Origin of the sequence: Streptomyces chrestomyceticus JCM 4735, from assembly GCF_003865135.1 — a bacterium.
Taxonomy (GTDB): Bacteria; Actinomycetota; Actinomycetes; order Streptomycetales; family Streptomycetaceae; genus Streptomyces; species Streptomyces chrestomyceticus.
The window spans coordinates 4037127-4049729 of the sequence record NZ_BHZC01000001.1; the positions used below are offsets into that span (position 1 = coordinate 4037127).

Genomic DNA, 12603 nt, shown 5'->3' on the forward strand with positions numbered 1-12603 from the left:
CGCCTTGGGCGCGTTGGGGCGCCACCAAGGTGAAGGGCAGGGCGCGGGGAGTTAGGGCGCCGCCCGGTGTCGAACTACACGCTCAGCGTGCAGATGCGCGCTGATGCGGCGCATCTGCTCTCGCAGGTGCGCCAGGCGTCCCGCGCGACGCGGGACCTGCGGCGCGACACCGACGCCCTGCGCAGCGGCCTGGGCCGCATCGACGGCGGCAGCCGGGCCGCTGTCGCCGGCCTGCGGTCGGTGGGCCGCTCCTCCCACGAGGCCGGGGCCGGGCTGCGGCGGGTCGGCGCGGACGGGCACGCGTCGATGAGCCGCCTGCGGCACGGCGTGCTCTCCGCCCGCCGGGAGCTGCACCACCTTCGCGGCCTCGTCGTCGGCGGCGGCATCGTCGCCGGGCTGGCGGAGATCGCCAAGGAGGGCAACGAGTACCAGCGGTCCATCAACAAGTGGGGCGCGGTCACCGGCGCCTCCGGGACCGAGATGGTCCAGGCCGCGGCCAAGGCCCGGGAACTCGGTGCGGACCTGACACTGCCGGGCACGTCGGCGGCCAAGGCCGCGGAGGCGATGCTGGAGCTGGCCAAGGCCGGTCAGACCTCCACCTCGTCGCTGGCCAACGCCCGGGCCGCGATGCAGCTCGCCGCCGCCGACAACCTGTCCGCGGCCGACGCCGCCCGCTACCTGGGTGACGTGATGGACCAGTTCGGTCTGTCATCGAACAACGCCGGACGGGCCGCCGACGTTCTGGCCGCGTCGGCGAACGCCGCCTCGGGCGGGCTGCAGGACATCTACTACGCGATGTCCTACACCGGCCCCGTCGCCGCGCAGCTGGGCATCTCGATCGAGGACTGCTCGGCGGCGGTGGCGATGCTGGCCCGCTCGGGCATCCTCGGCTCCAAAGCAGGAACGTCCCTGCGCGGGATGCTCACCAACCTCGCCAAGCCGACCGCGGCCGCGAGGCGGGGCCTGGCCGAGCTGAATATCGAAGCGTGGGACTCGCAGGGCAACTTCAAGGGCCTGCGGACGGTAATTGAGGGCTTGGAGAAGGCCCAGCACCGCATGTCCCAGAAGGACTTCCTCGCCGCGGCCTCCGCGGTGGTGGGCAAGCCCGCGCTGGCCGGTGCGGCGGCCCTGGCCCACCAGGGTGCTGCGTCCTTCGACCAGATGCACACGGCCATCGCCCGTACGGGCGCGGCCGGTGAGATCGCCGCCTCCCAGACCAAGGGCCTGTCGGGTGCGGTCAGCCAGCTCAAGACGCAGTGGTCCAACACGGGGCAGGTGCTCTACACCTCGGCGGCGCCGGGGCTGGAGAAGGTTACCCGGCTGCTGACGGCCGGGCTCGGCGCCGCCACACCGCACATCGCGTCCGGCCTGGACTACCTGCACGACCTGTACACCCTGGCCCGGCCCGGGCTGGCCAAGGCCGCCTCCGACGAGGTCGATGAGCTGACGGACTCGTTCTCCGGGCTCGGCAAGCCGATCAAGGACCTCGCCCTCGATACCGTCGCCGCCGGCCTGAACATCCTGGTCAATGTCGGCCGTGCGGGCCTGCGGGTGCTGCACAACATCGGCGAGGCCGCCTCTCCCGTCGCCGAGGCCATCAGCGACGTGGCGAGCGAGGCGGGCGGCGGCGCGTCGGCGTTGGACATGGTTGTCACGGCCGCGAACCTGGCCAGCCGCGGCTTCGGGGTGCTGTCCGGCGTTCTGGTGCCCATCGGACGCGTCATTGCCGCGCTGGTGCACGGCTTCGCGGCGCTGCCGGGCCCGGTGCAGACTGCGATCGCCGCGATGCTGCTGGCGCGCCGGGTCACGCCGATGATGCAGAACCTGGCCCGGACCGTGACCGGTCCGGTGGTCGGGGCGTTCCGGTCGGCCGGGGCGCAGATGCGGGAGCAGCAGCAGCTCGCCGCCGCGAATGGCCGGGAGATCGGCCGCATGGGTGCGGCGTTCGCCGTGCTGGAGAACCGGGTGCCGGTCGTGGGCCGGATGGCGTCGGCGTTCCGTTCCGCCAACGGTCCGGCTTCTGGTCTGGCCCGCTCGCTTGGGGCTGGGCTCGGCGGTGCGGCGCGTGGCCTGATGGGGGCGCTGGGCGGGCCGTTCGGTGTGGCGATCGCCGGTGCCGGTGTGGGGCTGTCGATGCTGGCCGACCGGCAGCAGCAGGCCGCGCAGGAGGCGGCCGAGCACCAGCAGCGCATCAGCACTCTGACGCAGGCGTTGCGGGAGTCGAACGGGGCGATCACCGACAGCGTGCGGGCGACGGCCGCGCAGTCGGTCATGGACACCAAGGTGTTCGACGGCAAAAGCCGCCTGGTCGATGTGATGCGCGGCGCCGGGGTGAGCGTGCGGCAGCTGACCGACGCCTACCTGGGGCAGAACGGCGGGCTGGAGGCGCTGGAGCGCAGTCTGCGGCTGACCGCGAGCGCCAACAGTGACATGCAGTACACGGCGGCGGGCGCGTTTCGCACGTACTCGGAGAAGGGGCAGGTCGCCTATGACGCGGCCAAGGCGCTCGGTTCGGTCAAGGGCGAGATGAGCCAGGCCGCGAAGGACGCCCGGGACCTGGCCGATGCGACTGGGCGCAGCGGTTCGGGGGCGAGTGCGGCGCTGGGCCCGTTCGGGAAGTTCTCCGATGCGATGCGGCGTCTGTCCGACACCACCTCGGACGCCGACAGCCGGGCCCGCGCCCTGCACGACGCCCTCAACGTTCTGGCCGGCGGGTCGGTGAACCTGTCGGCCGCCGAGGCCCGGCTGAACAAGGCGGTCTCGGATGCGAAGGACTCGCTCAAGGGCGGCGTGGATGAGGCGGACGGCTACCGCGATGCGCTGCTGAATGTGGACGGTTCGCTGTCCACGGTCACCCGCAACGGCCAGAAGCTCTACGACACCCTCCAGGGCCTGTCCACCAACTCCGCCGACGCGGCGCAGGCCGCGTACGAGTTCGCGCAGTCGCAGGGCAAGAGCGTGCCGGAGTCGCTGAAGGCCGCGCAGGCGGAGATGGCCAAGGCCCGCGCTTCGGCGATCGCCACCGCCGAGGGCTACGGGCTGACCGCCGAGCAGGCCGCGAAGCTCGCGGACGCGGCGGGCCTGGTGCCCGCGAACGTGTCCATCCTGCTGCAGACCGCCGGCATGGAGCCGGTCATGGCGCAGCTCCTGGCCGTCCAGCAGACCCTGAAGGCCACCCCGGACCGGAAGACGATCACCGTCTCCAGCCTGGACAACGAGGCCCGGGAGAAGCTGACCAGCCTCGGCTTCAAGATCAAGGATCTCAAGGACCGTACGGTCCAGGTGACCGCGCCGACCGTTGCCGCGCGCACCAGCCTGGACGCGCTGATCAGCAAGCTGGCCGCGACGCCCGGCGCGAAGCACGTTGCCGTTTCCTCGTCGACGCAGGCGACGATCACGAGTCTGGACGCGGTCCGGCAGGCAGTGGCGGGGGTGCCGGGCGGCAAGACGGTCACGGTCGCGGCCCCGACCGGAGAGGCACGTGCGCAGCTCGAAGCCCTCGGCTTCAAGGTCACCGACGTGCCGGGCAGCAAGACCGTCACGATCACGGTGCCCACCGGCCCGGCCACCTCCAGCGTGTCCGCGATCCAGCAGGCGATCAACAACCTCAGCGGGCGCACCATCACCAACTATGTGCAGACCCGCTACATCGGCCCGCAGGTCAACGGTGTACCGCTGATGAAGCAGGCAGACGGCGGCATCGTCACCTACGCCGACGGCGGTACGCGCGAGAACCACGTCGCACAGATCGCCCAGGGCGGCGAATGGCGCGTATGGGCGGAGGACGAGACTTTCGGCGAGGCGTACATCCCTTTCGCCTCCTCCAAGCGGGCCCGGTCGAAGACGATCTTGGAGCAGGTGGCCAACCGCTTCGGCGGCACCGTCACCTACCATGCAGCCGGCGGGCTGTCGGACTGGTCGTACCAGCCGGTGGGCAGCACCGGCCTGACCGTCTCCGACGTGGTCTCGAAGTCGCAGCGCAAGGACAAGCACGGCGACGAGCACTTCGACCTCGGCCTGTTCGAGCGCAACCTGCACTCCTCCGTACGCACCGCCCAGGCGTGGCGCAGTGACCTGGCGACGGTGGTGCGGCGCGCGGGGTCGGAGGTGGCCAAGGCACTGGAAGACATGGGCGAGGACGGCATCGCCCTGACACGGAAGATGGCCCGCGGCTCCAACCGGTACATCAACGACATGGCTGCCCAGTTGCGGCAGCTCGCCGGGGCGGCGCGGTCGTCGCTGGCCGACTACACCGGCCAGCTCGCGGGCGCGGTCAAGGACGCCACGGCTTTCCAGAACAACCTGGCCCGCCTGGTGGGCAGTGGCTACGGCGACCTGGCAACGCGCCTGGCGCAGCAGGGTGACGCCAACGCCGAAGCCCTCGCCGCGCAGGCCGTCAAGGACAACACCAAGGCACGGCAGGCCAACCAGGCCGCCAAGGATGCGACGAAGGTACTCGACGGTGACCAGCTCACCGACCTGGTGAAGATCATCAGCTCGCTGGCGAAGGGCCGCGGGCTGCACGCGGTCGCCGAGCTGGCGGGGCTGGAGGAGGACCGGCTGATCGAGGTCGCCAACCTCTCCACGAACCAGATCCGCGGCACCGGCAAGGCGGACCGTTTCCTGTCCGACCTGGTGAAGGCGAACGCCGGGCGAGCTTATGCGGACGGCGGCATGTGGGCGCCGGGCATCTACTCCTCGCCGTCGCCGAATGGGCTGATCAAGTTCGCGGAACGGTCCACCGGCGGCGAGTCCTATATCCCGCATGCGGCTGCCAAACGCGGCCGGGCCACGGCTGTCCTGGCACGCACCGCTGACCGGTTCGGCTACGACCTGGCGCCGCGCCGCCTGGTCGATGCCGCCGCCGGCCGCGCCCGGGTGGTGATCGTCCACCAGGCCCCGGCGATCGGCAGCCAGACCATCCACGTGCGCCAGAGCACATCGTCAGCGAACGACATCGCCGACGTGGTCGCGTACCAGATGCGCCGGGCCAAGCGCGGAGGTTCCCTGCGATGAGCGCCCCGGAGCTGAAGGACTGGCAGCTGGAGTTCGGTGGCGTCGTGATCGGCCACGGCACGCGCGTGCCCGTCGCGGAGATCGAAGGGCTCGGCCGACCCGCAGTGCGCGGTGAACCGGTTCCCCGGCCCGGCGCCGACGGGGCCTGGCCGTCCCCGGACTTCTACGAACCGCGCACCGTCCGCATCGACTGTGCGGTCAAGACGCCCGGCGACCCGGCCGCAGCGCGCCAGATCGTCGCCGACCTCCAGCGGGCGGCCGACGAGCCGCGGCTACGCCTCAGCGGTGGGGCGGTGATGCCGCTGCGCCTCAAGTGGCCCGGCTCCCCGGTGCGCGTCCTGTTCGGGCGGTTGGCGAAGGTCGACCCGACGTGGGCGGACGCGGCCCACGGCTGGGTTCCGTTGGACGTGGAGTTCCTGGCTACCGATCCGCGCTACTACGCCGATATCGAGCAGCAGGTCGCGCTGCGGCTGGGCTGGCTGTCCGGTGGCGGCTTCACCGCCCCCGTGCAGGCCCCCATCAAGGTCACCAGCGGCACGGCCACCGGGCAGCACCGGCCCGGCTGGGTCACCAACGGTGGCGACCGCGATGCGCCCCCGGTGCTGACCGTGTACGGGCCGTGCGCCAACCCCGCCATCACCCATGTCGAGACCGGCCGAACGCTGCGGCTGCCGGTGGTGCTCGGCGCCGGCCAATGGGTGCGGGTGGACACCCGCCCCGGCCAAGCCATGGCTGTGCGCGACAACGGCGGCATCGTCGCGGTCCCTGACCGGCTGGACACCTTCACCCTGCCGCCCGGCCGCTCCGAAATCCGCTGGACCGCCGCCGACCCGACCGCCACCGCCCGCCTGACCGTCGCCTGGCGCGACGCCTTCACAGCACTCTGAACAAGGACACGTACCACCGATGACGCTCGCCCAGGCCCCGCTGCTCGTCGACGGCGCCAGCCACTCCGCCCAGACGTTCCGCATGATGATCCGCGACCTGTCCAGAGGCGGAGAGGGCATCACCGAAGGCGCCGACCTGAAGGTCAGGCCGCTGCCCACGCCCGGCCCTGGCGTGGAGGTCGGCAACGGCTCCGGGGTCATCCGCGGACGAGCCAACGCCTGGCAGGGCTCCTACACCGCCTACAACATCGGGACCGCCACCGTCCCGGTCGCTCCGACCGGCGCCACGCCGCGCTCGGACCTGCTCGTGCTGCGGGTGACCGATCCCGAGTACGAGGGCGGCCTCGACCCGGCCAAGGACACGATCAACACCTTCGAGGTGATCCCCAACGTGTCGCCCGCCGCCACAAAGGTGCCGGACGGCGTCACCGGTATCGCTCTGGCCCGTCTCGACCTGCCCGCCAGCACGGCCACGGTCACCGCCGCCATGATCACCGATCTGCGCAGCGTCGCCAATCCGCGCAGCGAAGCGCACATCTTCACCGCGTCCCCGACCAGCGACGACAACTACAAGGGTACCGGCTACAAGTGGGCCGTATGGCCGCGCATCGCCCGGTGGCAGGTGGCGGTGCCGCACTGGGCGGTGCGGGCCCGCGTCAAGATGACCCTGGCCGGCATCCAGTTGATCGGTGGCACCATCTACGGCGGCACGGCCTTCCAGCTCGGGCCGGTGGTCGGGCAGTCCGTGGTGATCGACTCGGCGTGGCCGGGCGGCGACTACTCCGAGCGGCTGCACCTGATCAGCGCCGACACCCTGGCGATACCGGAGTCGCTGCGCGGAACGCCCCAGTGGCTGGAGCACCGGGTGGCCCGCGCCGATGGCGTCAACGGCTACTTGCAGGCCGACGTCGCCACGACCGCCATCGGCGAGGTCGCCTTCGAAGAAGGCCCCATGTGATGGGCTACCGCTACCTGACCCAGCACGCCCTGACCGGGCAGTGGCTCAGCCAGCATCTGCCTCTGACCGGGGTCGAGTTCGGCGAGGAGCTGAACGGCCCTGGGCATCTGCGCGCCTCCCTGAAACCGCATCTGGCTGGGCTCGTTCCCCAGCTCGCCACCCCCGGCACGGTCATGCTCTACGTCGAGAGCGACGGGTATCTGCGCTGGGGCGGGCTCGTGTGGCAGGTCGTACCCGAGGGCGACGAGCTGAAGATCGAAGCCGCCGGGTGGACGTCGTACTTCCAGCGCCGCCACGACCTCGACGGCGAACTCGGCGGCCGAGGCCCGTACGTGCACGGCGACCCGTGCCAGATCATCCGCGACATCATCACCTACGCCCAGTCCGTCCCGGACGGGGATCTCGGTATCACCGTCGATCCCACCGAGTCGAAGGGGACCGTGGGGACGCCCGCGGAGCCGTGGCATTCGCGCTGGTGGGAAACCCCCGTCCTCGGCGACCAGATCGATGACCTGGTGAAAGCGGCCGACTCGCCGGACTACGCGTGCACCACCTGGTGGGGTGCCGACGGCCGGCCGGTACGGCGGGTCCGGCTCGGCTACCCCCGGCTCGGCACCCGGCGCCGCGACCTGATGTTCGCCAGCGGCCTGAACATCACCGACCGGCCGCCGGTCACCTACAGCGCCGACGAGTACGCCCAAGTCGTCATCGCCACTGGCAGCGGGGAAGGCCGAGCCCAGCAGCGCGCCATCGACGCCGTCCGCAACGGCCGCCTGCGCCTCGAACATGTCCTGGAGCTGCCGGACGTGCGCGGCAAGGACGTCCTCGCGCAGCGCGCGAAGGCCGAACGCGTCTGGCGCCAGCAGATGGGCGAAGTCGAGCAGATCACCGTCCGCAACCACCCCGCCGCCCCCTTCGGCAGCTTCCAGGTCGGGGACGACGTGCAGGTCACCGTCCGCGACGAGTGGGGCGACTGGTCCGGCTGGTGCCGCATCACCGGCTGGACTCTGCACCCCGACACCGAAACCGGCGAGACGGCGACCCTCGACCTGCGCCGCGCCGACACCTTCCACTACGCCACCGCCGCCTGACCCACCCGTCCAAGGAGACCCTGCTGTGCCTGCCGACCTCGGCACCCGCATCACCCAGATAGAACGGATGCTGCGCGCCGTCATCCGCTCCCCGCGCCTGACCAACGCCTCGATCGAAGGCGGTGCCGTCCAGGTCTACGACGAACACGGCTCGCTGCGCGCGCTGGTCGGCCAGCAGCCCGACGGCACCAGCGGCGTCACCGTCGTCAACGGCCCCCCGCCTCCGCCCCCGGCGCCGCCGACCGTTGCCCCGGCGCTGGCCGCGCTGACCGTCACGTGGGACGGCGCCTTCGCCGACGGGGCGGCGGCCCCGCTGGACTTCGCCCGCGTCGAGGTGCACGTCGGGCCGGACGCCGGCTTCGAGCCGTCGCAGGGCACGCTGCGCGACACCATCGAAACCGCCCAGGGCGGCTCCGTCACCGTTCCCCTCCCCTACACCACGTGGTGGGTCAAGCTGCGAGCGCGCACCCTGGCCGGAGTCGCCGGGCCCGCCACCACGGCCGTCGAGGGCACACCCCGGCAGGCAGCGGCCGCTGACATCCAGGCCGGGGCGGTCACCGCGGAGAGCCTGGCGGCCGACGCCATCACCGGCAAGCACATCGTCGGCGGTCGCATCGACGGCGCGATCGTCACCGGCAGCACCGTCCGTACCGGCACCACCGGCAGCCGGATCGTCGTCACCCCCACCCCGCCCGCGCCGCTGGAACAGATCCCCTCGGTACTGCTGCACTCCGCCTCCGACCTGGAGAAAGCCCCCGGCGCGCTGCGGGCCAGCACCAAGTCGGACGGCACAAGCTACCCGACCGTGGAACTGACCGCCCCCGCCGTGCAGATCGACCGTTGGAACCTGCCCGACACCTCTGCCCTGCACCTGCACTCACCCCAGCTCCACGAGCACGGCGGTGCTTTCGACCTGACCGCCTCGACCAGCCTGAACAGAGAAACGGGCAACGTCTCCGTCTACGGCACGAGCGGTAGAGGCCCAACCGACACCGCGTTGTTCCGCATCAGCGTGAGTGACGGCCCAGAAGCCCCCGGCAACGAACGCGGGCTCCCCGCCCGTACCTTCGTCGAGGCCAGCGGGGCCGAGTTCACGGTCCGCACCGCCTCTGCCGACGGTGACACCACCGTCACCATGGGCCCAGGTGCGCTCGCCGTCGAAGGCTGGGTCACCCGCCCGGCCACCGACTGGAAGCTGCTCGTCCTCGGGTCCAGCGTCATCGCGGGTTCCCAGGCTCCACAAGTACGGATCACGGCAACGGGCACGCTCGAACTGTGCGGGTACGCCAACCTCACTGACACTGAGATCCGCAGCGGACGCCAGATCGCTACCCTGCCCGATGGATACTGGCCTACCGGAGTCCGCCGTGTGCTGGTCCCCTTGTCCGCCGGCGGGACCGTCATCCGCTTGGACATCAACACCGACGGCTCACTACGGCTGTACCCCATGGTCGGCAGCCGGGCTTCCTGGATCGGCTTCGACGGCGTCACCTGCCGCGCCACCTGAATGCCGATTTCCTGATTCTCTGCTTCGATGCCGACCGTTCACCGTAGGCTCCGCACCGTGTGACAGCACGCGCTGCCCCCGTTCACTCGTGCACCCGGACACCGGGTCCGGGACGAACATCGGAGGTGGACATGCGTCACCGCTTAGGGAACCTGGTCAACCGGCTCGGCCGACGTGAACTGGCACTGATCGTTATTGGAGCACTGGTCTCCGCAGTGGCAGCCAAGCTCGTCGACACCATGCTGTAGCTGGCGTCCCCGATGGTGAGGTCATCGGGGGCCGCCAGCCGCTCAGCGGACCGGTCAGCGTTCCACCTCGGGAGGACGCTTCGGCGCCCTCCCGAGGCTGCTGATCACTGTGTGGATGTCAAGTACGACTTCGCGTAACTGACGTACACAGTTGACTTACCGGTGGCGTGAGCCTCCCACATAGCTATTGCGTACGCACTCGCTAAACGGAAATCGGCGCGCACGCACTTGCCCGTCCGGAAGACGGCGCCTCACCTCGTTGACCACCGTACGATCGTGATCAGGCGTGGGGCTGCCGGGAGTGATTGCGGTGTCTGTGCCGCCGGGTGCCGAGCCCACGCTGTGGGAGCTGCACCGTGCCGTCTCGCAGTTGCGTGAGGACCTGCGCGGTGACCTCGCCCAGCTCGCCGCCCGCCTCGATCACGTGGTGACCGAGGACGTGTACCGGGCGGATCAGCGGGTGGTCGAGCAGCGCATCGGGCAGGTGGAGGCCGGCCTGGCGTCTCTGCGGAGTGAGCACGAGCAGGTGGTCGAGCGCGGTGCCCAGCAGCGGCGCGAAGATCAGGCGCAGGCGGCTGCGACCCGTCGCCTGGTGATCAGTTCGTTCGTCTCTCCGCTGCTGGTGATGACGTTGCAGCTCTGGCTCGCGTCGCACGGGTCGGCGTCGTAGCCGACCGAGGGGTGAGTTTTCGGGCGCGGGGAGATAGTGAGCGCCGAGTTGGCGACACCGATGAGCCCTGACCGTCTGGTGACTGCCCTGCGGGCAGAGGGTGTGAAGGTGGTGGAGCGTCCGGGCTGGCGGACGCACAATCGCAATGGGAAGGGGCCGTGGGGCCCGGTGAACGGGGTGGTGATCCACCACACCGTTACGTCCGGCACCAGCAACACGGTCAGCATCTGCGAGAACGGATACGCGGGCCTGCCGGGGCCGCTGTGCCACGGGGTGATCGCGAAGGACGGCACGGTCTACCTGATTGGTAACGGCCGCGCCAACCACGCCGGCCGCGGGGACGGTGACGTGCTGCGTGCCGTGATCGCTGAACGGCCGCTGCCCGCGGCCGACCAGGCCGACACCGACGGCAACACGCATTTCTACGGGTTCGAGTGCGAAAACCTCGGCGACGGCGCTGATCCGTGGCCGGACGTGCAGCTGGAGACGATCGAGCGGGCGGCGACTGCGGTGTGCCGGGTGCACGGCTGGGGCGCCGGGTCGGTGATCGGCCACCGGGAGTGGCAGCCCGGCAAGGTCGATCCGAAGGGCTTCGGCATGGGCGACCTGCGCTCGCGGATCGCGGCGCGCCTGAAGGGGCGGCCGACCGGTGGCGGCTCCAGCACCGGCGGGACGACGGCTTCGACGTACACGGTCCGGCCGGGCGAGACCCTGTCGGGCATCGGCGCCAAGCTGAAGATCAACTGGAAGGCCATCGCGCAGGCGAACGGCATCCCGGCCCCGTACGTGATCAAGCCCGGCCAGCAGCTCAAGCTCCCCGGCACCGGTACGCCCTCCGGTGGCGGCGGCTCGTACAGCCCGCCGCCGTTCCCCGCCGGCCTCGCACCGAACCACAGTTCGCCGTCCGCACGCGGCCTTCAGCAGGCCCTGAAGGACACCGGCTGGCTCGACCCCTCGGTGCCGCTCTCGGACAACTACGGGCCGCAGACGCAGAAGGCCGTAGCCGGCTTCAACCGCAAGCACAACCTGTTCACCACCGGCCAGCCCGACGACCCGGCCATCGGCCGCCGCGGCTGGGAGCTGCTGCACCGACTCGCCTACGGAAACTGAACCCTTGCTCACCTTCATCCACACCCACAGCACACGGCTGTACGCCATCGCCGCAGCCGCCCTCGCCCTGGTCGCCTACTACGTCCCCGGCCTGCCGACCGAACTGATCCTCGCCCTGAGCGCCGCCATCCTCGGTACGGGCGAAGCAGTCCAGCGGATCGAGGACGCCAAGACCACCAAGGCCCACTCTGGCGGGTCATCGCAACCAGCAGTCGGCACCGAGTAGGTATGCCGCGCAAGGCCCCCTTCTCAGTTTGAGAAGAGGGCCTTGCATCATGTGTCGCACCCGTCGGCGGCCGGATCTGGGTGGCGACTGAGAGGCGGAGCCCGCGTGATGGCATCGCCAGAGCAGTAGCGGGTTCCGTCGGCCACGACCACGTGGACGGTGAAGCGGGAGCAACAACACTGGGGCCATCGGTGTGTCGCTCAGCGTGTACGCCATCGGCCAGCCCAAGGCGGACGGCATAGCAATCAGTGGGCATCGCCCCCGGCTGAAGCTGATCAGTTCCGTGCTGGCTCGGGAACGGCTTCCGAACGCCGACCAGTGCCGTATGCCGCGGCCATCGGGGAGGTGCCGGTGGTGACGAAGTCGTGGATGCCCGCGAGGTAGGTGTCACGGTCGACCAGTCCGTCGCGATCGGTGTCGAGGGCGTCGAAGGCCGCACCGGTGCCGGGTCCTCCATTGCCCGCCGCTGTACGCAGTCGGACGAACTCGTCGCGGTCAAGGCGCCCGTCGGCGTCGGTGTCGGCGATGTCGAACAAGGACCCCAGCGCGGGCCGGCAGGAGCGTTCGAACGCCTCGTGCCCCACCCACGTGCGGTACTCCTCGAAGGTCACGCGGCCATCGTGGTCGGCGTCCATGTCATCGAAGACCGCCTCGTGGGCAGCCCGCGCGCCGACGACCACCGGGTGGTCAGCGGGGCGGTCCATGGCCGAGGCCACACGGTCGACCCGTCCGAGGTATTCCGCATGGGTGATGGCGCCGTCACCGTCCACGTCCAGCATCGCGAAGATGCGGTGTTGCGGTGAGTCGAACCCTGGGCTGGACATGTGCTTCCTCCCGGCAGCTTCCATGGCTTCGCAACCGTCAAGATACCCACAGGACAACAAAGCGGT

The 12603-nt window shown here is 70.7% G+C and carries 9 protein-coding genes and 1 pseudogene; 9 read left to right on the forward strand and 1 reads right to left on the reverse strand.

The annotated features are described in order from the left end of the window. Positions 1 to 66 precede the first annotated feature (66 nt). The 9 genes and pseudogenes from EJG53_RS16960 (at position 67) to EJG53_RS16995 (ending at position 11713) form a co-directional block, all read left to right on the forward strand. Positions 67 to 5016 (forward strand): phage tail tape measure protein, encoded by a 4950-nt coding sequence (locus tag EJG53_RS16960; RefSeq protein ID WP_125045557.1) that lies wholly within the window; start codon positions 67 to 69, stop codon positions 5014 to 5016. Then, on the forward strand, positions 5013 to 5903 hold the full coding sequence (locus EJG53_RS16965) for a phage tail family protein (RefSeq protein ID WP_125045558.1): 891 nt from the start codon (positions 5013 to 5015) through the stop codon (positions 5901 to 5903). The genes EJG53_RS16960 and EJG53_RS16965 overlap by 4 nt, the downstream gene beginning before the upstream one ends. Before the next feature lie 19 nt (positions 5904 to 5922). Next, positions 5923 to 6861 carry a hypothetical protein gene (locus tag EJG53_RS16970; protein ID WP_125045559.1) on the forward strand — a complete coding sequence of 313 codons (939 nt, stop codon included), beginning with the start codon at positions 5923 to 5925 and terminating at the stop codon, positions 6859 to 6861. Then, positions 6861 to 7952: a hypothetical protein gene (locus EJG53_RS16975; protein WP_125045560.1), complete on the forward strand. Its 1092-nt coding sequence runs from the start codon at positions 6861 to 6863 to the stop codon at positions 7950 to 7952. The genes EJG53_RS16970 and EJG53_RS16975 overlap by 1 nt, the downstream gene beginning before the upstream one ends. Positions 7953 to 7977: 25 nt before the next feature. After that, on the forward strand, positions 7978 to 9459 hold the full coding sequence (locus EJG53_RS16980) for a hypothetical protein (RefSeq protein ID WP_125045561.1): 1482 nt from the start codon (positions 7978 to 7980) through the stop codon (positions 9457 to 9459). A 558-nt stretch (positions 9460 to 10017) separates the two neighbouring features. After that, a complete protein-coding gene (locus EJG53_RS16985) occupies positions 10018 to 10377 on the forward strand; it encodes a hypothetical protein (protein ID WP_125045562.1) in 360 nt (119 codons plus the stop codon). Between the two features lie 48 nt (positions 10378 to 10425). Beyond that, positions 10426 to 11103: pseudogene (locus EJG53_RS16990) on the forward strand (N-acetylmuramoyl-L-alanine amidase); the annotation flags it as partial. Positions 11104 to 11163: 60 nt separating this feature from the next. Next, entirely contained in the window at positions 11164 to 11487 is a 324-nt protein-coding gene (locus tag EJG53_RS44175) for a peptidoglycan-binding domain-containing protein (protein WP_413790173.1), read from the forward strand. A gap of 4 nt (positions 11488 to 11491) precedes the next feature. After that, entirely contained in the window at positions 11492 to 11713 is a 222-nt protein-coding gene (locus EJG53_RS16995) for a hypothetical protein (protein ID WP_125045563.1), read from the forward strand. 275 nt (positions 11714 to 11988) lie between these two features. Here the strand turns inward: EJG53_RS16995 and EJG53_RS17000 are convergent, their stop codons facing one another. Continuing rightward, positions 11989 to 12537, reverse strand: coding sequence for an EF-hand domain-containing protein (locus EJG53_RS17000; protein WP_125045564.1), 549 nt, complete (start codon positions 12535 to 12537; stop codon positions 11989 to 11991). Between the last annotated feature and the right edge of the window lie 66 nt (positions 12538 to 12603).

Coding starts and splice junctions, on each gene's coding strand:
- EJG53_RS17000 (WP_125045564.1), bottom strand. CDS start 12,537: ATGTCCAGCCCAGGGTTCGACTCACCGCAACACCGCATCTTCGCGATG.
- EJG53_RS16975 (WP_125045560.1), top strand. CDS start 6,861: ATGGGCTACCGCTACCTGACCCAGCACGCCCTGACCGGGCAGTGGCTC.
- EJG53_RS16970 (WP_125045559.1), top strand. CDS start 5,923: ATGACGCTCGCCCAGGCCCCGCTGCTCGTCGACGGCGCCAGCCACTCC.
- EJG53_RS16965 (WP_125045558.1), top strand. CDS start 5,013: ATGAGCGCCCCGGAGCTGAAGGACTGGCAGCTGGAGTTCGGTGGCGTC.